A 23,249-nucleotide genomic window follows, 5' to 3' on the forward strand; every position below is an offset into this window, starting at 1 on the left:
GTATGCACATACTAAAGTGAGGAAGGTTGACTTAATGAACGTGATCTTTCTCATACCTTATGACATTAATTTTGTCTGCGTTTTAGTTAATTGAGATTTCTGATCCTAGAATTTCATACACGTATATGATAAGATATCATGAAAGTAACGGTAATGTTTGAAAGAAAGAGAACTACCAAAAAATGAATCAGCTATTGGTTCTATTTATTATACTGCCTGCATGTGATCAGTACTGCGATATTAAACTTACATATTTAAAATTAATTCAGCTTAGATAATTATGACGGTTTGTTAAAACTATCAGTGTGTTAGTATATATACTATACACAGTGCATCTTGTAGTCGAGCTGGTCAGTATGATGAGAGGTATGAGTTAGAGATGGAACTAGTGATTTTTGATGATTATATGTCATATAAGTTGATGCGCATGAACAAAAAATCATAGGATGTATGGCAAGGCACTCCTAACTAGCTTGAGAAAAAATTTAAACATGTTGTAGATTGATGGTGTTATATGTTTTTTATAAAAAATGGTTTTGATAGTTAATAGATTGATCGCTAATTATGTAGCTCGAAAAAAACTTTTTTGCAAGTTAATGCAAAACTATTGTGAGAGCTCCTGAATAATGCATATTCGAGAAAAATCTTTGATTTTAGTAGACGGATCTTCGTATTTATATCGCGCTTATCATGCCTATCCCCGCTTAACCACTCATTCTGGTTTTCCCACTGGGGCTATGTATGGCACGCTAAATATGTTACGAAATCTGTTAATCAAGTATCCACACAGTCATGTGGCTGCTGTCTTTGATGCACAGGGTAAAACATTTCGTGATGAATTGTTTCCAGCATATAAATCTCATCGTCCATCCATGCCACTTGAGTTACAGATCCAGATTGAACCCTTACATCAAATTATTGAATCTCTGGGAGTGCCTCTATTAGTCATCCCTAAGGTGGAAGCAGATGATGTCATTGGCACCTTAGCATTAGCAGCAGAGAAATTAGGCCAAACTGTGTTGATTAGTACAGACGATAAAGATATGGCGCAGTTAGTCACAAAAAAAATTCATATCATTAATAGCATAGATGATGGGATCATTGGGCCAAAAGAGGTTGTGGAGAAATACGGTATCCCCCCTTCGTTAATAATTGACTTTCTTGCGTTGGTTGGTGATGTATCTGATAATATTCCAGGTGTATTGGGTGTGGGTAAAAAAAGTGCGCAAGCGTTATTACAGAGTATGGGTGGTATTCGGGATATTTACGACAACCTATATAAAGTGGCTTCTTTGCCTTTGCGGGGAGCTAAAAATATACTAACCAAGCTAGAAAAAAATAAAGATATGGCTTTTTTATCTTACAAGCTAGCCACAATTAAGACTGATGTACAGCTGATGCTTACTAGTCATCAGTTAACTTATAAAGAACCTCTTCTTTCGAATTTGCGTATATTATTAACACAATATGAATTTAATCAGTGGCTCTTGCATTTAGAGAATAAAAAATGGTGGCGATGGCATAATCAGGTGCAGAGCACCCTAAGTAAAAAAATGATCAAACATGTATCAGAAAAAGCAACAATGGAAAACAGCACTATTAAACCAACTACGTGCCTAGAAATTTACGATGAAGTGACTTTGACTTCTTTTATAAAAGAGTTGCAGAGTAGGAAGTATTTTGCATTGTATATAGAAACCGATTCGTTGAATGTATTTTCAGCTTATGTTATTGGACTATCATTTGCAATAAAACACGGTGAAGCTTTTTATGTGCCTGTATTTCATGACCACACTGTCTCATCTACTCGACTCAATGCTTTTGATGTTCTGGAAATATTTAAGCCAGTTCTAGAAAACATGACGATCGCAAAGATTGGATACAATCTTAAATTTTATCACGGAGTGTTAAAGAAGTATAATATTGACCTACAGGGTATTTATTTTGATATTTTACTTGAGTCTTATGTGTTAGATAGCATAGGACGTTGTCATGATATGTATCGATTGGCAAAGAAATGGTTACATGATGATGTCGTCACATTAACTCAGTTCGTGAAAAAAAAGAAGGATCCATTCAATATTAAGTGTGCTGAAATGAATAATGATAATAATCATTATTATGCAGCCATCCAGGCTGATATAACACTACAGTTGCATACTACGATGTGGAAAGAACTAGAAAAACATCAGGGTCTGAAATATATCTTCGAAGAAATTGATATCCCGCTGATTCCTGTTTTGTCACGCATAGAAAAAAACGGGGTGTTAATTGATAAAAATTTTCTCTATCAGTATTCTAAAGAGATAAGTCTTCGTATAGAAGCTCTAGAATCACAAGCATATAGATTGGCTGGAGAATCATTTAATCTGTTTTCCCCAAAGCAAATTCAAATGATTCTGTTTACAAAACATGGTATAAAGCCAATTAAAAAAACACCTACTGGCGACTTATCCACTAGTGAAGAAGTGTTGTCTCAGCTCTCCCCTGCCTATCCATTAGCACAAGTCATCTTAGATCACCGATGTCTTTCAAAAATTCAATCATCTTACACCCACAAGCTTCTTCAGATGATGCACCAAGATAGTCAACGTATACATACATCTTATAATCAAACAATAACAGTCACTGGACGTCTGTCTTCTAGCAATCCCAACCTACAAAACATTCCGGTGCGTAATAATGAAGGTCGACGGATTAGGCAAGCCTTTATCGCTCCTCAGGGTCATTCTATTATCACAGCAGATTATTCACAAATTGAATTGCGCATTATGGCGCATCTTTCGCAAGATTCTGGACTATTATTAGCTTTCTCTAAAGAGCAAGATATTCACTGTACGACAGCAGCAGAAGTATTTGGTGTTGATTTGCCCGCGGTTACTAAGGAGCAGAGGCAACGCGGTAAAGTAATTAATTTTGGTTTGATTTATGGGATGAGTGCTTTTGGTTTAGCGCGCCAGTTAAACATTCAAGTTGAAGAAGCAAAAAGATATATGGATCGTTATTTTGAGCGATACCCTGGGGTTCTTCAATATATGCGAAATACGCGTCAACAGGCTGCAGAACAAGGATATGTTTCAACATTGAGTGGACGTCGTCTGTATTTACCAGATATTAATGCTAGGAATGGTGTACGTCGTCAAGCAGCTGAGCGCACAGCAATAAATGCTCCTATGCAGGGTACTGCAGCAGATATTATTAAAAGCACTATGATTTCTATCGACAGATGGTTATCGCAACAGAAAACTCCATCATTTAGAATGATTATGCAAGTACATGATGAATTAGTGTTTGAGGTACAAAGTCATGCAATCAATGCCGCTTCTACACAAATTTGTGCATTGATGGAAAGCGGTATGCAGTTAGATGCGCCATTACGTATAGACATTGGTATAGGGGAGAATTGGGATCAGGCGCATTAATTACAATATATCATCTAATATATATAGCACTAGATTGATATAGTGATATTTTTATATTTTATTTTTTTGTCATTGTATTGTATTTCTTTTATTTTTATTCAGGTTTGTGTCAAATAGGTTGTATAAAAAATATATACTAATAAGACATGATAAGTTTATATAGAAAGGAAGAGTGTCAGAATATTTTTTGCGATCTCATGTTATATTTATTCTGCTCATTTTACTTTGTACATATGAGATGAGGATTACATAGTGGTGCATATGCCTTCTTTAAGCTATAAAGATTCTGGAGTAGACATTCATGCGGGAAATATGTTTATTCAAGGTATAAAAGAAATAGCAAAAAAAACACACCGCCCAGAAGTGATCAGTGGGCTAGGCGGTTTTGCAGGTTTGTGTGCTTTACCAAAGGGCTATCATGAACCCATTCTTGTATCTAGTACAGATGGCGTTGGTACTAAGATGAGATTAGCAATAAAAGCTCAATGCTATGATACAATTGGGATTGACTTAGTGGCTATGTGTGTCAACGACCTGGTAGTTGTAGGAGCAGAGCCAGTCTTTTTTTTGGATTACTATGCTACTAGTAAGTTAAAGATCGATACTGCATCCGCCATTATCCGCAGTATCGCGGAAGGGTGCTTACAGGCAGGTTGTGCGCTAATTGGCGGCGAGACAGCGGAAATGCCCGGTCTTTATAGTGGTGAAGAATATGATATGGCAGGATTTTGTGTTGGAATTGTAGAAAAAAACGAGATTATTAATAATAGCAAAGTCACTGAGAGTGATGTGTTGATTGCTTTAAGTTCTAGTGGTCTGCATGCTAATGGATACTCACTGATTCATAAAATTTTAGATTGTAGTCATGTGAACATACATACAACCTTCTTGCAAGGTAAATCATTAGCGGATCATTTGTTGGCACCTACTAGAATTTATGTTCATGCTATTCGTGCTTTAGTGCGGCAAGTTGAGATACATGCTATCGCTCATATTACTGGTGGGGGGTTGTGGGATAATATTCCACGTGTCTTGCCAGATAAAACACAGGCAATATTATATGAGTCTAGCTGGAAGTGGCCAAAAATATTCCAGTGGATACAACATGGCGCGAATATTAGTTGTTTCGAGATGTACCATACTTTTAATTGTGGTGTGGGCATGGTCATTATTGTACACGCACATGTAGCAGATAAGGCTTTACAAATATTGAATAATTTAGGTGAAATAGCCTGGAAGATTGGCGTGATAAAGGCTTTAGATAGTAATCATCGCGTCGTAATCAAATAATGAAACGTATCGTTGCATTAGTCTCAGGTGATGGTAGTAATTTACAGGCTATCTTAAATGCGTGTAAAAAAAATGAGATCCCTGGAAGGGTAGTTGCTGTTCTGAGTAATAATAGTCAAGCATTTGCGATAGAACGTGCTCGTACAGTGCATATTGCAACTCATGTGTTAGTGCCTTTACATTTTCGTACAAAAAATCTATTTCATCAGAAATTGATGCAAACAGTAGATTTATACTTTCCTGATTTAGTTATTTTAGCCGGTTATATGTGTATACTGAACACAGAGTTCGTCACATCTTATTTTGGACGAATACTTAATATTCATCCCTCTTTATTACCAAAATATCCCGGACTTTATACGCATAGCAAGGCAATACAAAATAGTGATGTCCAGCACGGATCTTCAGTACATTTTGTCACGGAAAAGCTAGATGCAGGTCCAGTGATTTTGCAAGCTAGAGTGCCAGTATTGCTCAATGATACTGAGCATGCTCTTGCAATGCGAGTTAAGAGACAGGAGCATAGGATTTATCCTCTAGTGGTGAAATGGTTTACGGAGGGTCGTTTAGAAATGCATGACGATGCAGCTTGGTTAGATGGGTCTAAACTACCTAAGTCAGGGTATATGGGGTTCATTAAGTAAGGGTCTTCATGTAGCGCAAGAGTTCGTAGAGTGGATTAAATCACACGCTATTTTAAAATCTTTTTATTAGTTGTTTTAAAAATACTTGTGTTTAATCTCATCGCTTGAATCATAAAGCTGAATTTTGTTAGTGATATTTAAGTTGCTCTATGGTTTCAATCTATATACAGACAGTAAATAGCATGGAGAATACACGCTTGTAAGTATCAGTGTATGTTGTAATGAAGAAATAGTAGAATAGGGCATATCCTTGATGTATAGAGAACTTTCATGACACTAGCTATATTCCAGGGATATTCAGTATGAAGAGTAATAAGTGATGCATATTTTGCAATTGTTATCATATATTGGTTTTTCTTCATACTGCTTTATGTGTGTATATATTATGTTTGTTTTTATTTGAATTATATATCAAGGATAGCGTAGAAATCTGATGATCGTGAGCGTTTAGTAGAAATAATGTATGGCATATGTGTATAGTAATGTTTATTTCATGCAATACATACTAGTGTTGGTGGCATCTTAGGTGATAATTTCACATATACTATGCATGTGTTTTTCTATGGTAATGAGCAATGATGTGTCCTGTCTCAATATTTATGGCAGAAGACGACAACAAGAAACTGTATTTTAATAAGCTATAGGGTGCGAGGAAAGTGTTTTCGGGATGTATTGACAGTCTGCCATTTTATTGACAGTGGAAGCTTGTTAGGAGTGAAATGTGTGTCAGTACAACGGTTAAGATAATCACATATTTTTTTTTAAGGTTTCTTTTAAAATATGCGAGGAAGCAATCAAACCAAATGAGGCAGTAACCATAGTAACAGACCCTAATCCTTGTTCACAATCAAGATGTTCTAGGGTGTGTGTTTTATCACGTGATATACATACTGATCCGTCGGTTTGTGGGTATAACATAGGTTCGGCAGAAAAAACACAATCAATATTTAGGTTGCCATTTTTATTTTTAGTTATCTGAAAACGATCTCTAAGTCGTCTACGTAATGCAGCCGATAGCGGATCGTGTACTGTTTTTGATAAATCTGATACTTGTATTTTCATTGGGTCAATTTTTCCACCAGAACCTCCAATAGTGACTAGCGGCACGTGATTATAATAACACCACGATACAAGCGCTGCTTTTACTCCTACATCATCAATTGCATCAACGACATAATTAAAGTTATGATTAAGCAATGTATCAATGTTTTGAAGGGTAAGAAAATCATCGATGCAGTTTACGTGGCATTCTGGGTTAATATCTCTTATGCGTGCTGCCATAACTGTGTTTTTAGAGTGTCCAATACTGGTGTGCATGGTATGTATTTGTCTATTTGTATTAGTGATACAGATGTCGTCCATATCAATTAAAGTAAGCATGCCAATTCCACTGCGGGTTAATGCTTCTGCGACCCACGAACCAACTCCACCAATACCCACAATACATATATGTTTCTGAGAAAAGAGTGGTAATGCAAGTTGTCCGTACACACGTGATACACCGCTAAATCGTTTTTCCCATGCTGCAGACAGTATCTTCATTTTAATAGTATCCTTCTATAACGTCGCGATTTTGATAATCTATGATACCACTATATTAGTTATGGATAATGGATGCAGCTATTTATTTCAAAAAAATAGACATGCTATTTAGATCTAATGCCAAGAAGATCAGAGTTATAAATTCTAAAATAATACGTGAGGTAAAATGCATTATAGATGGCGAGTAAATGCAGATGATGGATGCGTTGTTTGTCTATCTCTAGATCTATAGCTCTGAATGTATATTTATATTATCTGATGGGTACTTTGTATTATTTTACATGAAACCGCTGTATTAGTGGTGTCTGATGGATTACCTATCATGGATAGAAGGCAAATTAGCGCTTAAGAATTATATAGTACAAAAAGAATTTTGCTACGTTAGGTTCACTACTGAGTATCTAATGGGTATAGAAAATCCTTTTAAACACGTTCTTATTTTTTATCACATATCGTAATGTTATAGAGCCTCAGTGTATTTCTTATAGATCTATCCCTCTCTTTTATAGCTTGATTAAATCTTTTTAATCTAACATCAGGTGTCTATATTCATACATATAAAAAGCGAATTTATATATAGAAAATATATGTCAAAATATATACTTGAGTGGTTATGGACAACACCTGTAAGGCAGAATCGGATAGAGTTATCTTTTATTTATCACTATATTATAGCAGTGGGTTGAGCACTATGACAATGTAATCGTAGATTAGACTAAAAAAATAGAGTCGCGGAAATTTATTATAATATAGAAAATAACATGGCATACGAGTATATAATTTCATATACTTTTATTATTCTGCGTTACTTTTCTATTTATCTATTCTTGATGGAGACTAATCGTTTCAAGATATAACATATTCACTGCTCTGTCATGACTAGCGTCTGGTGGTGTGTGAAATAATATTAATTATATTATAAGAATATTAACAGTAAGTGATATATGCGCATCACAAAGAAGCTCGTAGATGCTTGAGGGTTTAGTATATGTTTAATCATCCTTTGTATATCCTGTCTGTTGCTATAAGAGATGGATGTGATAATATGCCTATTCCCACAGCACAATTTTGTCTTATACTGTTACAGTATGGAACTGAACTGCTCTTTTTACTGTGACTGACATGTGGTTGTTTGGCCTGCATCCTAAATGCGGAGAAAACAGCCTATTTTATTTTCATGATAGACAACTCCATTGAGAGTTCTACGGGCTCTAGAGAGAGTATCTGTTTTTGGTAGCGATTAGCACTTTGTAATTTACAGCTTTAAACCAAGATTGGATAGTGATATATCATTTTTTTATACCTGAAGATGATGGTTATAAAAAACATATTTATATTTCTATATCACATTTCGGCTTTTATATCATATTAATATTTTTATAATTGGTTATACATCTTGTATTGATATTTCTTTGATTCTAATAGGTTCCATATACATCACAGGTTATCAGAGATTCTAGATGTATGTTTATGATAGTAATAATTATTATAGACAGACAAAAACGTGCAGGCTGCAACAGATACTCATGAAGATTGTGCGTATGTATTAGCCTTCACTATATTTCGTTGCATGAATCAATATTCTTTTTTTAGAATATATCTATGATTATACCTCATAACTGATCCATCAACATTAAGGTGTTTTAGTTTTACCGATTTTTTGAATATAATAATAGCCTGATTAGATCAGATTAAGGTGGATTGTTTTAAGAAATATTAGAACTATAATTTATACTAAACACTCAATACACATCTCTTGGTATGAAATGAAAATAAGCAGTAGTTCATATATTACAGTACACTCATAATATTTTATTTTATCTAGAAACAGAGTAGTGGTAGGTTGGTTGCGGGAGCTGGATTTGAACCAACGACCTTCGGGTTATGAGCCCGACGAGCTACCAAGCTGCTCCACCCCGCGTTTAAGTCGATACCACCATAATGTTATGTGATATCACTATCGCTCTAATATCACTATAAACTCATTATACATATAATATCAGTGTTATGGTAATGTTTTAGAATGTGAAGTATTTGCAATTAATTAACATAGAATCTTTAAGAGTATGCATGATGTTTTGAGCATCATTCTTATTATGTGGTAATTATTAGAAAGAATTTCTCCTTATTTTATAGAAAACATTAGATCTGCAGATACTAGATAATGCAGACGAATGTTATCTTCACACTGTTTTATTATGCATATTGCTGAGACAGTGCAGTAATAGTGGTATGGAGTTAGCTCTCCCGTCTCTTGCTAGTGATTGATTATGATTGGTTTTCTTTAAGTGCACTAAGTGTGTGTTAATGCTATATCGATGTCGTTTTATGTAAGGATCTTGTAATTACAAAATCAGAGCTCTTTTTCTCAGAAAAAGGTAAATACTGAACATATGTGTGACCAAGAGAGTTATTTTAACTATGACTTTTTCTGACTAAAGTCTACTTTCAAGGTCTAGATACTTAGAGTATGAAAATATATTATGTGATAACTTAAACATTAGAAATCGATAAAAATTATGAATTACACGCAAGTGGGAGGTATTGCTTACATATCGTTATAAGTGACAATCATGAGGATGTAGTATTCTTTGTTTTGCATTTGTTGGATTTCTCTTCTTAATGATGAGGTAAAGGCCTAAATAGTATCAATGTGTTTAATGGAGCGTTTATGTACGTGTTATGGCAAGTAATTCTTACAATTGTATCTGGGATATGGCGAGGAATAACGTTAGTTCGTCAATGTTTTGTAAATTTATTTTTTATATTAATAGTGGTTATCTGTGTTTGTTTTTGGTTCCAAAACAAAAGCACTCATTCAGTGGGTGATAGGCATAAGGGTGCATTAATTTTTAACTTACATGGTAAAATAGTAGACCAACCAGTTAATAGCTATGATTTTGTTGGTCAGTTTAGTCATCAGTTATTAGGGTGCCGGAATGAGCACGTAAAAGAGAATTCTCTTTTTCACGTGGTAAACATAATACGTCAAGCCAAGAATGATAATAATATTACAGGGATGGTACTTGATTTACGTCACTTTATAGGCGGAGATCAACCATCGCTTGAATACATTGGCAAAGCATTAAAAGAGTTTCGTAATTGTGGTAAACCAATTTTTGCACTTGGGATAAGTTATAATCAAGGGCAGTATTATCTAGCTAGCTTTGCCAGTAAAATTTATCTATCCCCACAAGGAAGAGTTGATTTGCAGGGTTTTACTGTAAATAGTATGTACTATAAAACGTTACTCAATAAGCTGAAGGTGAGTTCGTATATATTTCGAGTAGGCGCTTATAAATCCGCAGTAGAGCCTTTTATTCGTGATGATATGTCACAAAAAGCTCGTGATGCTAGCAATCAGGTGATTAGGGAATTATGGAATAATTATCTTCAAACTGTAGCACAGAATCGAAACATCAGCACAACACAGATCTTTCCTGGCGAAAAAAAGATTATAGAGAAATTAGAAAAGCTGCATGGCGATAGTGCTACATATGCGTTAGAGAGTGGGTTAGTAGATGCATTAGCTTCTGCGGCAGCAGTAGAAAAAGATTTAGTTCATATTTTTGGCTGGGATGAACATAAAAAGAATTATAATGGTATTACTATTTATGATTACAAGTTGAAAGATCGTCATGACACAGGAAACATAGGGGTTATAGTAGTTAGCGGTTCTATCATAGATGGTGAACAAAATCCTGAGCGTCTTTCGTGTGAAACCACTGCTTTAGAGCTTCGGATGGCACGTCTTGATCCCACCATTAAAGCAATTATTCTGCGCGTGAATAGCCCTGGAGGTAGCGTTACCGCTTCTGAGGTTATTCGGTCAGAATTAGAGGCTATAAAAGCTGAAGGAAAACCAATTGTAGTTTCTATGGGTGGTATGGCAGCCTCAGGAGGCTATTGGATTTCTACACCGGCAAGTTATATTATTGCTAATAAAAATACTCTAACTGGCTCTATTGGAGTTTTTGGCGTAATACATACTATAGAGAATTCGCTAGATGCGATTGGTGTACATACTGACGGTGTAATGACTTCAAGCTTATCAGAAACTACTACAACTAAGCCTCTTTCTGAAGATGCACAGAAAATGATGCAACTTAGTATTAACCATAGTTACGATACTTTTCTGAGGTTAGTTGCAGAAGCACGTCATAAGACTTTGGCTGATATTGAGAGTGTGGCCCAGGGTCGTGTCTGGATGGGTCGTGATGCCAAATTGCATGGGTTAGTAGATGCTCTTGGTGATTTTGATGATGCTGTGTCTAAAACTGCAGAGCTCTCACATATACAGCAACCGAGTTTAAAATGGTATCGAGATGAGCCTTGTATCTGGGGTGTTTTTTTTGATCAATGGTCTGATTCTAAGCAGCGCGATCTTGTAAACAGAGTTATGCAGATGTGGCTATCTGATCCAATACTAGATTTTGTTTCAGATATCATAAAACGACCAGGTGTGACAGCAGAGACTATGCATGATTCTCAGCATCACTATGCTGTGTGTCTGAGTTGTAGCGATATTAGATAATCTTTTGCGTCACATAATTTTCTATTATGTGACGTTTTTCTAAGCTGGATCTTCAGGTATTATTTTTTAAACACCATAGTAGATTTGTACTACAAAGACGAGAAACTTTATTATTTTGAGTGCACCAATGCAAAAAAAAAATATTTATATTGCGTATACTGGCGGTACTATTGGAATGCAGCAATCTAGAAACGGTTTTATTCCAGTTTCAGGCTATCTGCAAAATCAGCTTGCTAATACATTAGAGTTTCACAGGGAGGAGATGCCGAATTTTACTCTGCATGAGTATCAACCGTTAATTGATTCGGCAGATATGATGCCATATGACTGGCAGATCATGGCAGAAGACATTAGGCGCAATTATGATTATTATGATGGATTTGTGATTTTACATGGAACTGACACTATGGCATTCACTGCCTCAGCTCTTTCTTTCATATTAGAAAACTTAGCAAAACCTGTCATTGTAACCGGTTCTCAGATCCCGCTTGAACAGATGCGTTCGGATGGTCATCAGAATTTGCTAAACTCTCTATTTATTGCTGCTCGCTATCCAATTCATGAAGTTACATTGTTTTTTAACAACATATTATATCGCGGAAACCGCACTACTAAGGTTCATGCAAATGGTTTAAATGCTTTTGCTTCACCTAACTTAGCACCTTTACTAGAAGTAGGGACGAATATTAGATGGTTAAATACCCCTCCAGCTCCTGTGGGAGTTGGTGAGCTAGTAGTTCACACTATTACACCTCAGGAAATTGGATTGGTTACCATCTACCCAGGGATTTCCGCTACACTTTTTTATAACTTTATTCAGCAACCTATCAAAGCATTGATCTTACGTTCGTATGGAATTGGTAACGCACCGCAAAATAAAGAGTTTCTCAAAGCAATTAAAGAAGCTACGCAACGTGGTATTTTGGTGGTAAATTTAACACAGTGTATGTCCGGAAAAGTAAATATGCGTGGGTATACTACTGGTCATGCATTACACAATGTAGGTGTAGTGAGCGGGGCAGATCTTAGTGTGGAAGCCGCACTCACTAAACTATACTACCTTCTTAGTAAAAATTTAGATATCCACGAGATGCGTTATCTCATGCAGAAAAATTTACGTGGTGAGATTACGATGGATGAAACAATATGAATGTTGTGATAGACTGTATGGTATTTATGGTTTTATGACGTTTTGTAGTGGATTACAGAAAATAGTATTATTATCATTTATTTTAGAAGAAAGCCTAAAGTATGATTCTATATTAACTATTTTATTAGTTTATCTAAAATAGTCTTTTGTAGCTGTTGATTGTGTGATTATTGTATAATACGATGCATGATCCCTTCTACCATGTGTTCTATGTCTAGATGTTCTACTTCTTTTCGACATGTATTCAGGATAAAATGCTCACGCTCCGGAGCGTGAAACGTTATTCTAAACTGATGTTTTATTTTTGCTATAGTTAACGTTATTTCTAGTCATTCTACTATTATTCTGATTAGTTTTTTATCCAAAATATCGATTCTTTTTCGCAGATAATCTATATTAGTTTCCATATAATTATCTCTTTTACATGCAATATAAGATAAGGTAATATTGTTTAACAAAGAAGTAACCATTGCTATTTATTTATACATTTGGTGTGAACATGCAATGTTAACTAGAGAGTTTATGTATAGCAAAGACAATCTTGTATCACCACCATCATAGGGAAGTCTAGATATAGTTATTTGATTATTTCTTGAGTCTCAAGTCCATAATATCACCTATTTTCTAACATAGCACTAGCTATACAGTTGTACCAACTCACATGTATAAGTGTAGAGTAGTAATCGTGTATTCTCCATATGGTTTATGTATTTTATGCATCATCATTTTATAATATTATGTTACATTCTAAATCTTTAGTAGAGAAGATATTGAAAGATGACCTGAAAAATTTTATTTGTGAGACAAAAAGAATATAGTATTCAATACTATTGATGAAATGTGATCTCACATTACAAATGAAGTTCATCACTTTTATGCACTGTATGCTGCTATATATCTCCTAGTATACAAGGTATAAGATCGCAAAGTTTTGTAAATGTTGTGCATCAGTATCATAGATTATGGTACGACAGAAGTATGAGGGTTGACAATGTATTTCAGTCTCATGTTTTGGAGTTTAAGCTAGAAAGGTGATTGCTATCTCTATGTGAAATAATGTTAGTTTTTACAGAGTATTTTTGTACTGAAATGAGAGATAGTTTTATATAAAATTAGGATTTTAGGACTAGTAGTTGTAAGGATATAGTAGATCTATGATTTTTGATACATATACTTGAGTGGATATAATTGCATTTGAAATATATATCTTGATTGCAGCATGAAGTATATCTTTATATTGGCATTAGTATTTAGATTAGGTTTTCATGTGGATAGAATACCAGGAAGGATAGATGACATACGCACTGTTATTTTTTATATTTACTTTTTTTGTTTTTGTGTAAGTGATCATTTGAAATAATTGTATTATTTTGTGTGATATTATGTCATGTTCAGAAGTATGATTGAAATTTTTTTAGACATTCGAGTAACCGATCTAGCTTGTTTCTCTTTTTAGCTTGACAAAGAGGACGGGTTGTTTAATTTTATAGGTATCAATCGATTGTGGTAATTTATTTTTTAAATCATATATTGTAGCTTTAGCCTAATTGTATTAAATGATTGATATCATTAGCGTATATTACAATAGCTTCAAGTATGATTTTTTAGAAAGAAGGATCAAGATTATCATTGTATTTACATTACATGATCACGCCGATATTATTAATTATTTAGGTACCAGTATTTTATGCAAGAATTATGCGTGCTACAAACATGCATAGTCATTAAGTCTCTTTTTATAGAACTATTTAGTGTGACAACGTGTTGTGTATGTTAGGTGTTTTCTGGATGAGATCATCGACTTAATGGGTTAAGTCTGATATTTTTTTGCGTATGTGTTTCGTTCGTTAAATATAGACGTAGATTGCTTTTAGTTAAACTGTATTTTTGAACTGTTTATTGTATCCATGGATATGGTTTTTCTGCATCAATGATAATTTTTGCCTGAAAATTGATACTTGAAAGGATGAACGGGTCCCTAGCACGACGTAGATGTTAGCAAGGAGTTTGCTTATTTATGCAAGACAGCGATCGAAGATTGAGCATAAGAAATGAGGAGCACTATTTTATACCTCTTCTTCGTATCTATGTGTTTGAAGTTCTCTAGGTAAAGACACGTAGAAACAGTTTTTATAATATTCAAGATCATAGATTTCTTTTGTGTGTTTGTCAGTATGTAGTGGTTTTTTAGTCAGAAATATCATGAGTGTATGCCTTTTGTGGTAGTGTTGAGTAGTGTCTTTGTTTTCTGAGTATTCTGCTGTATCAGCATGCTGTGCAGTAAAAATATTGTGTTAGTCATTCAGAAGCTTTTTAAAGATTTTTTGCAATAAGAAGAGGTTTTCTTAACCCCAAAGTTAAGAGTGTGGATACGTACAGCTTGATATATGTGTTAGTATTGTATACAGACTATGTTTCTAAATTTTATTTTCTCGCCACGTGATCATTATTTCAGAGTAATTAGTTACCTGCTTACTATTTTGCAATGACTCTTCTTGCGTAATAGATAGAAATACATTCTTTTAGCAGGTTAAAAGAATATCGTTCTTAATATTCTGAATTTTTATGATCGATTTTCTGTCTACAATTATTGCGTAATTAATAATGTTACATTGATGAAATTTATTTTTTTTTAGCAGAAGATCTCGTTTATAGATCACATTAGCCTTTTATTTAAGATTTCTTCTTTTGTCTTATATGGTGCGTGTTATCTCTTGAAAAATATATAATATATTTGGTTGCATTGTAAAACTATTATGTATGAGCAGAATATATAGTTTTTATATTTCTTAATGGTATTTTGTTTTAAAATTAATGCCACTAATCATAGTTCTCTGGTGTATATCATAGAGTATTCGGTATATCCTGAAACTTATAATATACTTTTGATACTCTCTAACAGAGATGGTGACATGTTATTATTTTAATAGACAAAAAATAATTTCTTTGCTGTCCTAATAAGGACAGGTGCTACATATAGATACGATATGTAATAATTGTAATATAGGCGTTTACTTAAATCGTATTAGTCATTGATAATCATCATCAAGATGTAAAAGCGTTGATTTAAAAGTATGGTTATTGCACCGTATAGAAGATAGTATTGATATACCACCAAGTGGTATGAGAGGTCTCGTTTAATATTTTTCAAATATTGCGGTTATTGCAGTGGTAAAAGTATTAAAATTCTCTAAAAATAGTAATGTTACAGACAACGATTTAAAGATTTTTAAAGGAAATCAACATTGATAATGATTTTTTTGTCAACCAAGCGATAGAATTACAATGTGTTCTTGATGTTATAGCGTACTATATTATATACTAGTATGTGATTATAGTGTGATCTTGTTTTATAATAATTTATTTTATGCACGATCAAGATTAGTAGGGTTCAGAAGAAACAGAGTGTATTTGTGATACCATATGGATAGATTAATGTATCACACAGAATGACTTGTATACATGGTTATGTTGTATATGGTCTTATCAGAGGTGTGGGTATCAATTACATCAATGATATTTTCTCAGAAATAGTAAAAATGCAGAGAAACTCTCGATTCTTACAATCCATGTTCCTGATTAGATTAGAAGTACAATGTATATATTTTATGTATAAAAATTATGAGTCTAGAATCCCCCAGAGTATTTTAATTTAAATTTTGCATGTATGTATTTTTTATAGATAGCATAGAAAAAGATGCTATATATGTAGGTGTAATGTTTTTTCTATCCTGAGAGCAGTGATAATAAAATTACCTATGATAGTTAATTTTAAGAAATATATTGTTAATATCACTGTTTTATTGAGAGGAGTATTTTGTAGGATATTGCTCTGTTATTTGCATAGAGTGTCAACATTTTGCCATTCCTTCATATTATGACGAATACTAGTAAACTTAGATGTATTGGATGAAGTAATAGTATGTATCTTTGTATATGGTAGATTGACATAAACAAATATGACAAAATTTTATATGCTATGAGTGGTTCACAATATGATGAGTTTAGAGGTGGTATGATACATATGCTTCTATTTTGATAGCTCTATCTGGTGCAATATGTATTTTTTTCTTTGAGATTGGTATTATCAGGTACGTATTGTTAGTAAGCAGGCAAAGAATCTTCGAACTACGTTTATAACACTTACAGACATATTAGCTGATATTTGACAGAAACAGCATATACGATCAGTAATATATGTAACATTATCACAGCAGAAATACTTTCTATAGAAAAATTTAACCAATCTATTAAGCCAGACGAGCATTGATACGTGTATTATATTAACCTACCATCATACTGAAGTGTTATAACATAATGATGTTGACTCACAAACGTTGCGTTCTACTATATTTCAGAGACATCAACTCTGTTATTGGTACTGTGTAATCTATGCAACGATTTATGGATCCAGGTAGATTCAATGAATTTGCGTTTTATGTAGTTATGTCAGTAGTTATTAACGATTTTTAATTTGATACATATACCGATCGATTATTGAGTTAGGATATGGTAATAAAGTTATACCTGTAGGAGTATATGAAAGTATAGATAACTATGAATAGGGATAATCCGTAGCATCCCATCAATTGTCACGAAATGATGACTAAGAAGACGATCGTTAAGGAGACATCTCTTATTTAAGATAGTAATTGTTTCGCATATTAATAACGAGAATATTCATGTGCGCTATCTATAGAAGAGTGGTTTTCCGATGACCTATAGTCGCATAGATACCACTCTGATCATTTATACTGTATTTCGCATTAAGTCAATGACGCGTAGTTTAGCCAGTGTTTGAGCTAACTCTACAGACGCTAGAGCGACATCCATTTCATCGTTTTTTCTATTTAAGCGCTCTATTACCGCATTTTTTGCTTGTAAAATGAGATGTTCATCTAATTCACTACCGCGAATAGCGGTATCAGATAAAATGGTCACCATTGCGGGTTGTATTTCTAATATACCTCCGGAGAGATAGATGATTTCTTTGGTTTGATCTGTATGCACGATACAAACCATCCCTGGCTTAATCGTAGTTAGAAGAGGGGCGTGGTTCGGGTAAATACCCAGTTCGCCTTCGCTTCCTGATATCTGAATGCTTTTTACAGATCCAGAAAAGATTCGTAGTTCTGCACTTACTACATCTAGATAAAAAGTCATAGTGAACCGTTCACCTCTATTGACAAATTATAACTATGTGTATTGCATGTCATGCCTGTATGATTTCAGGCTTGTATTATGCTAGTTTTTTAGCTTTTTCTATTACCTCTTGAATCGAACCGACCATATAGAAAGCCTGTTCTGGAAGTGAGTCAAACTGACCCTCGATGATCCCTTTGAAACCGAGAATCGTATCGGATAATGTTACGTATTTCCCTGAAGATCCAGTGAATACTTCTGCGACAAAGAAGGGTTGAGATAGGAAACGTTGTATTTTACGAGCTCGTGTCACTATAAGTCTATCTTCTTCTGATAATTCATCCATACCAAGGATAGCAATAATATCTTTGAGTTCTTGATAACGTTGTAGGATAGATTGTACGCCTCGCGCTATATCATAATGATTCTTACCAACGACAACAGGATCTAATTGACGGCTAGTGGAGGTCAGTGGATCGACTGCTGGGTAAATCCCGAGCGATGCAATGTGACGGCTTAGTACTACAGTTGCATCTAAGTGAGCAAACGTAGTAGCCGGAGATGGATCAGACAAGTCATCTGCAGGAACATAAACAGCTTGTACAGAGGTGATAGAGCCCTTTTTTGTAGAAGTAATGCGTTCTTGTAACACACCCATTTCTTCTGCTAGCGTGGGTTGATAGCCCACTGCAGAAGGCATGCGACCGAGGAGAGCAGATACTTCTGTTCCAGCTAGCGTATAACGATATATATTATCAATAAATAGGAGGACTGCTTTGCCTTCATCACGGAATTTTTCTGCTATTGTTAACCCAGTTAATGCAACGCGTAGACGATTGCCAGGTGGTTCGTTCATTTGACCATATACTAAAGAAACTTTATCAATAACGCGTGATTCAGTCATCTCGTGGTAAAAGTCATTACCTTCACGAGTGCGTTCACCTACACCTGCAAATACAGAAAAACCCGCGTGCTCAGCGGCAATATTACGAATGAGCTCCATCATGTTGACCGTTTTTCCAACCCCAGCCCCACCAAACAAACCAATTTTACCTCCTTTAGCAAAGGGACACATAAGGTCGATGACTTTAATACCCGTTTCCAGAAGTTCTTGCGAGCTAGATTGTTCTTCATAGGACGGAGCTGGACGGTGAATGGCCCAACGTTCTGTTTCACCAATTGCGCCTTTCATGTCAATTGGTTCACCTAAAACGTTCATCATACGTCCTAGCGTTTTAACACCAACTGGAACTTGAATAGGGTGTTGTAAATCTAATACGGCTAGGCCGCGTTTTAGACCTTCTGAAGGGCCCATGGCAATAGTACGTACGACACCCCCACCTATTTGCTGTTGTACCTCTAAGACTAGGCGAGTATTTTGATTTTTGACTTCCAGCGCATGATATATCTTTGGAATGGCATGCGGAGGAAATTCGACGTCAATCACAGCGCCGATTATTTGGATAATCTTTCCAGTAGTCATTGTGACCTCCTATTGCTCTCTCTAAGTCATTATTGCTTTATGACTTTTGGAGTTGTATTCGTGATATGTAGTGTATGTGCACAGTGATGACTAAAGTGACTTATTAATGTCTGCTTGAAAGTTACTGGTTTCTGTTTTATTTTTGTATATTGTATTTGTCGCACGGGATTAAACCGCAGAGGCGCCCGCTACGATCTCAGTTAGCTCTCTAGTAATAGCGGCTTGACGAGCTTTATTGCATTCTAACTGTAGTTCGGTAATTAGGTTGCTACCATTATCAGTGGCGATTTTCATTGCCATCATGCGCGCAGCTTGTTCACATGCTAGGTTTTCCATAACACTTTGATATACTTGAGATTCAATATAGCGTCGTAGTATGATGTCTAAAAGTGTTTTCGGGTCCGGTTCATACAGATAATCCCAGGTTTTTTTAGGAGCGGAACCTATGGGGTTATAGCGTGATAATATAGGTAGTATTTGTTCTATACGTGGCGATTGAGAAATGGTATTAATAAATTTATTGCTAGCAATATATAGCTGACTAATGTTTTTTTTATCATATGCATGCAACATGACTTGCACCGGCCCGATTACATCAGATAAGGAGGGTTTATCACACAGATTATATGTTTGTGCTACTATATTGCTTTTAATAGATCTAAAAAATGAGATACCTTGCGAACCTATAATCGATAAATCACTTCCTACTCCTTGTTTGGACCAGGCAAGCATATCTTGTATAATTTTTTTAAAGAGACGTGTGTTTAAAGCTCCGCATAACCCGCGATTAGTAGATATAATTAGATATCCAATGTGTTTTTCCTGTCTTCGATCGAAATATGGGTGTTGGTATTCTAAATGACCTAAAGCCATATGATCAATCACTTTACGTATAGCTTCTGTATAAGGTCTGCTGATTTCTGCGCGCTCTTGTGATTTTTTTAATTTAGACGCAGATACCATTTCCATTGCTTTTGTTATTTTCTGGGTTTTCTGTACACAGAAAACCTTATTGCGTATTTCTTTTTCACTACTCATAAGTTTCTCCGTAATGCTCCGGACCTATACGTTGTTACACGTAGTAAACATCCATTTCATTACCAGGATTTGGTGGTTTTGAATCTTTCTAGTAGAGTGTGGAGCTGCTCGTGAATAGTATGATTATAATCGCCTGATTCATTAATTAAAGTTAAGAGTGGTTTATTATGATGATTAGCATAATCGAGTAGTGCGGTTTCGAATTTTTGAATATCAACAAGTTCAATATCATTTAGAAAGCCATGCTCAGCAGCAAATAGTATGATACTTTGTTGAGCAATAGACATCGGGGTATGTTGTTTTTGTTTGAGTATTTCAGTTACTTTTTGTCCGTATCTGAGTTGTATCCTGGTAGTTTCATCTAAATCAGAAGCAAACTGAGAGAATGCTTCTAACTCACGATATTGTGCTAATGCAGTACGAATCCCACTGGATAGTTTTTTAATAATGTGCGTTTGAGCGGCGCTACCAACTCGAGATACAGAAATGCCAGGATTTACTGCTGGACGAATGCCAGCGTTAAATAGATTGGTTTCTAGGAAAATTTGACCATCTGTGATCGAAATAACATTTGTGGGGACAAATGCAGAGACATCTCCTGCTTGGGTTTCAATAATCGGCAATACGGTGAGGGAACCGGTTTTTCCTGTTACTTTCCCCTGTGTAGCATTTTCTACATATTTTTCATTTACTCGAGATGCACGTTCTAATAGTCGAGAGTGTAGATAGAAGACATCCCCTGGGAATGCCTCACGACCTGGCGGTCGACGCAATAGAAGGGAAACCTGACGGTAGGCGACTGCTTGTTTAGATAGATCATCGTACACAATCAGTGCGTCTTCACCGCGATCACGGAAGTATTCACCCATTGTACAACCAGAATAAGGAGCTAGATATTGGAGTACTGCAGGTTCAGAAGCAGTGGCTACTACTACGATAGTATTAGATAATGCATCATGTTCTTCTAGTTTAAGAACTATATTAGCAATAGTAGATGCTTTTTGTCCAATCGCGACATAGATACATTTAATACCAGAGCTTTTCTGATTTATAATTGTATCGATAGCCATTGTCGTTTTACCGGTTTGTCTGTCACCAATAATAAGTTCACGTTGGCCTCTTCCAATTGGGATCATTGCGTCGATCGATTTATAGCCTGTTTGGATTGGTTGAGTTACCGATTTTCTGTCAACAACACCTGGTGCGATGACTTCTATGGGTGCTAACAGTTCATGGTCTATATCACCTTTTCCATCAATAGGAAAACCTAATGTATTGACGACGCGACCTAGCAAATTTCGACCTACTGGGACTTCAAGAATACGCCCAGTACATGTCACAGACATTCCTTCTATCAGGTCTGTATAGGGACCCATTACCACTGCGCCAACAGAGTCACGTTCAAGATTGAGAGCAAGAGCGTAGCGATTATTCGGTAGCGCAATCATTTCACCCTGCATGACATCAGATAGTCCGTGAATACGGATGATACCATCACTGACAGAAATAATAGTACCTTGATTATAGTGGGTGTGGGTAATATCAAATTGAGCAATACGTTGCTTAATAAGTTCGCTAATTTCAGTGGCATTTAGTTGCATATCTGATTTTCCTTAAGATAGCAAAACGCTAGTGAGTCTCTCGATTCGCGTGCGCACGCTGCTATCAATAACCATATCATCTGTCTTAAGAATAACGCCTGCTATGATAGATTTGTCTACTGTATATTGTAGTCTAATATTGGAAGTAAGACGTTTTTCCATAATTCCGCTTAGGGAAGCGAGTTGTGCATTAGTTAATGGTACAGAGGAGACGACTTCAATATTACAAATGGACTCGTGTGCAGCGCGTAACTTGATAAATTGCTGCAGAATGGTAGATAAAATAGGTAAGCGTTTATGTTCGGCTATGACTTTGATGAAGTTTACACAAGCGTCATCAAGTTGATTACCACAAATTTTGATGAATTTTTCAGAGAGTGATTCCGGCGCTAGATGTCTTTTCATCAGACTTTTGATTTGCTCTTGCGCTGATACTGCAGCTGCGAAGATGAGCATTTCTTGCCATTTTTGAATAACTTTGTTTTCGCGAGAAAATTGAAACGCTGCTGTTGAATACGGACGAGAAATCGTGATATCTGTAAACATTAGACTATTCCTTTTGCTAGGGAAGTGACTAATGTATTGATAATATCATTGTGATCAGTTTGATTTATTGAACGTGAAATTATTTTCTCGGCACCAGTGATAGTTAATAGTGCAATTTGTTTACATAAATCCTCGCGTGCTCGTTGGCGCTCATTATCAATTTGAGTTATTGCTTGTTTTACAATTCTTTTCCGTTCTTTCTCGGCCGCAATTTTTGCTTCTTCTAGAATTTGAGAGTAGCGATTATTCGCTTTTTCAATGATGACTTGAGCATCTTTTTTGGCTTCTTGAAGATAATTATTGGCAGCGAATTCTGCATTTTCTATATCTTTTTTAGTTTGTTCAGCAAACGAGAGGTTTTTGTCAATTTCTTTTTGACGTGCTTCAATGGCGGTGATCAATGGAGGCCATACATAACGCATACAAAACCAGACGAATAGGATGAATGCAACAGCCTGACCGAGGATAGTGGCATTAATATTCATATGACGATATCTCTTATTAAGTCAATTTTCTTATGTACATAGACAGTCAATGTAGAACAGAGAGTCTCACCGCTCATGATATCTACTATTCATAGCCCTGTGAACAATATTATATCATAATGCAACAGAGAACATGATATATAACCCCAGACCAACAGCAATCATTGGGATTGCGTCTACGAGACCCATGACAACAAAAAACTGTGTTCTTAGAAGGGGTACTAGATCTGGCTGACGTGCAGCGCCTTCTAAAAATTTCCCGCCAAGTATGCCTATTCCGATTGCTGCACCAATTGCTGCTAAACCCATCATTACAGCGGCAGCCATATATAATAGATCTATATTATGATGTTCCATCATAAATCTCCATGT

At 35.4% G+C, this 23,249-nt stretch carries 13 protein-coding genes and 1 tRNA gene; 5 read left to right on the top strand and 9 right to left on the bottom strand.

Annotated elements, in window-relative coordinates:
* Positions 1–623 precede the first annotated feature (623 nt).
* The 3 genes from polA (at position 624) to purN (ending at position 5,356) form a co-directional block, all read left to right on the top strand.
* Entirely contained in the window at positions 624–3,422 is a 2,799-nt protein-coding gene (gene polA / locus ERCIKOCA2762_RS00075; RefSeq protein ID WP_462804102.1) for a DNA polymerase I, read from the top strand.
* A gap of 252 nt (positions 3,423–3,674) precedes the next feature.
* Positions 3,675–4,712 (top strand): phosphoribosylformylglycinamidine cyclo-ligase, encoded by a 1,038-nt coding sequence (purM, locus tag ERCIKOCA2762_RS00080; protein WP_415017146.1) that lies wholly within the window; start codon positions 3,675–3,677, stop codon positions 4,710–4,712.
* A complete protein-coding gene (gene purN / locus ERCIKOCA2762_RS00085) occupies positions 4,712–5,356 on the top strand; it encodes a phosphoribosylglycinamide formyltransferase (protein ID WP_157988211.1) in 645 nt (214 codons plus the stop codon). The genes purM and purN overlap by 1 nt, the downstream gene beginning before the upstream one ends.
* Positions 5,357–6,103: 747 nt before the next feature.
* Here the strand turns inward: purN and tcdA are convergent.
* Together tcdA and ERCIKOCA2762_RS00095 are read right to left on the bottom strand one after the other, a co-directional pair.
* The gene (gene tcdA, locus ERCIKOCA2762_RS00090) at positions 6,104–6,898 is read right to left on the bottom strand and encodes a tRNA cyclic N6-threonylcarbamoyladenosine(37) synthase TcdA (RefSeq protein WP_157988212.1); all 795 of its coding nucleotides are present in this window, start codon (positions 6,896–6,898) and stop codon (positions 6,104–6,106) included.
* Between the two features lie 1,844 nt (positions 6,899–8,742).
* Positions 8,743–8,819 (bottom strand) — tRNA-Met (locus ERCIKOCA2762_RS00095).
* Between the two features lie 750 nt (positions 8,820–9,569).
* Between ERCIKOCA2762_RS00095 and sppA the strand changes: the two genes are divergently transcribed.
* Together sppA and ansA are read left to right on the top strand one after the other, a co-directional pair.
* Positions 9,570–11,432, top strand: coding sequence for a signal peptide peptidase SppA (sppA, locus tag ERCIKOCA2762_RS00100; protein WP_157988213.1), 1,863 nt, complete (start codon positions 9,570–9,572; stop codon positions 11,430–11,432).
* Between the two features lie 127 nt (positions 11,433–11,559).
* Positions 11,560–12,582, top strand: a complete 1,023-nt coding sequence (gene ansA, locus ERCIKOCA2762_RS00105) for an asparaginase (protein ID WP_157988214.1) — start codon at positions 11,560–11,562, stop codon at positions 12,580–12,582.
* Positions 12,583–17,331: 4,749 nt separating this feature from the next.
* Here the strand turns inward: ansA and ERCIKOCA2762_RS00110 are convergent.
* The 7 genes from ERCIKOCA2762_RS00110 to atpE all read right to left on the bottom strand — a co-directional run bounded on the left by ERCIKOCA2762_RS00110 (position 17,332) and on the right by atpE (position 23,234).
* On the bottom strand, positions 17,332–17,745 hold the full coding sequence (locus ERCIKOCA2762_RS00110; protein WP_157988215.1) for a F0F1 ATP synthase subunit epsilon: 414 nt from the start codon (positions 17,743–17,745) through the stop codon (positions 17,332–17,334).
* 76 nt (positions 17,746–17,821) lie between these two features.
* On the bottom strand, positions 17,822–19,207 hold the full coding sequence (gene atpD / locus ERCIKOCA2762_RS00115) for a F0F1 ATP synthase subunit beta (protein ID WP_157988216.1): 1,386 nt from the start codon (positions 19,205–19,207) through the stop codon (positions 17,822–17,824).
* 168 nt (positions 19,208–19,375) lie between these two features.
* Positions 19,376–20,245 (bottom strand): F0F1 ATP synthase subunit gamma, encoded by an 870-nt coding sequence (atpG, locus tag ERCIKOCA2762_RS00120; protein WP_157988217.1) that lies wholly within the window; start codon positions 20,243–20,245, stop codon positions 19,376–19,378.
* 59 nt (positions 20,246–20,304) lie between these two features.
* Positions 20,305–21,846 (bottom strand): F0F1 ATP synthase subunit alpha, encoded by a 1,542-nt coding sequence (gene atpA / locus ERCIKOCA2762_RS00125; RefSeq protein ID WP_157988218.1) that lies wholly within the window; start codon positions 21,844–21,846, stop codon positions 20,305–20,307.
* A 12-nt stretch (positions 21,847–21,858) separates the two neighbouring features.
* A complete protein-coding gene (locus tag ERCIKOCA2762_RS00130; protein WP_157988219.1) occupies positions 21,859–22,392 on the bottom strand; it encodes a F0F1 ATP synthase subunit delta in 534 nt (177 codons plus the stop codon).
* The gene (atpF, locus tag ERCIKOCA2762_RS00135; protein WP_157988220.1) at positions 22,392–22,877 is read right to left on the bottom strand and encodes a F0F1 ATP synthase subunit B; all 486 of its coding nucleotides are present in this window, start codon (positions 22,875–22,877) and stop codon (positions 22,392–22,394) included. The genes ERCIKOCA2762_RS00130 and atpF overlap by 1 nt, the downstream gene beginning before the upstream one ends.
* 114 nt (positions 22,878–22,991) lie before the next feature.
* Complete coding sequence (gene atpE, locus ERCIKOCA2762_RS00140) at positions 22,992–23,234, bottom strand: F0F1 ATP synthase subunit C (protein ID WP_157988749.1); 243 nt, start codon at positions 23,232–23,234, stop codon at positions 22,992–22,994.
* Positions 23,235–23,249 lie beyond the last annotated feature (15 nt).

Origin of the sequence: Candidatus Erwinia haradaeae, from assembly GCF_900698935.1 — a bacterium.
GTDB classification, from domain to species: Bacteria; Pseudomonadota; Gammaproteobacteria; order Enterobacterales; family Enterobacteriaceae; genus Erwinia_E; species Erwinia_E haradaeae_D.

What these genes read in the sequence shown, in the direction of transcription:
- purN (WP_157988211.1), top strand. Translation starts at nt 4,712, where the DNA reads ATGAAACGTATCGTTGCATTAGTCTCAGGTGATGGTAGTAATTTACAG.
- ansA (WP_157988214.1), top strand. Translation starts at nt 11,560, where the DNA reads ATGCAAAAAAAAAATATTTATATTGCGTATACTGGCGGTACTATTGGA.
- ERCIKOCA2762_RS00130 (WP_157988219.1), bottom strand. Translation starts at nt 22,392, where the DNA reads ATGTTTACAGATATCACGATTTCTCGTCCGTATTCAACAGCAGCGTTT.
- tcdA (WP_157988212.1), bottom strand. Translation starts at nt 6,898, where the DNA reads ATGAAGATACTGTCTGCAGCATGGGAAAAACGATTTAGCGGTGTATCA.
- atpD (WP_157988216.1), bottom strand. Translation starts at nt 19,207, where the DNA reads ATGACTACTGGAAAGATTATCCAAATAATCGGCGCTGTGATTGACGTC.
- atpG (WP_157988217.1), bottom strand. Translation starts at nt 20,245, where the DNA reads ATGAGTAGTGAAAAAGAAATACGCAATAAGGTTTTCTGTGTACAGAAA.
- sppA (WP_157988213.1), top strand. Translation starts at nt 9,570, where the DNA reads ATGTACGTGTTATGGCAAGTAATTCTTACAATTGTATCTGGGATATGG.
- atpE (WP_157988749.1), bottom strand. Translation starts at nt 23,234, where the DNA reads ATGGAACATCATAATATAGATCTATTATATATGGCTGCCGCTGTAATG.
- ERCIKOCA2762_RS00110 (WP_157988215.1), bottom strand. Translation starts at nt 17,745, where the DNA reads ATGACTTTTTATCTAGATGTAGTAAGTGCAGAACTACGAATCTTTTCT.
- atpA (WP_157988218.1), bottom strand. Translation starts at nt 21,846, where the DNA reads ATGCAACTAAATGCCACTGAAATTAGCGAACTTATTAAGCAACGTATT.
- atpF (WP_157988220.1), bottom strand. Translation starts at nt 22,877, where the DNA reads ATGAATATTAATGCCACTATCCTCGGTCAGGCTGTTGCATTCATCCTA.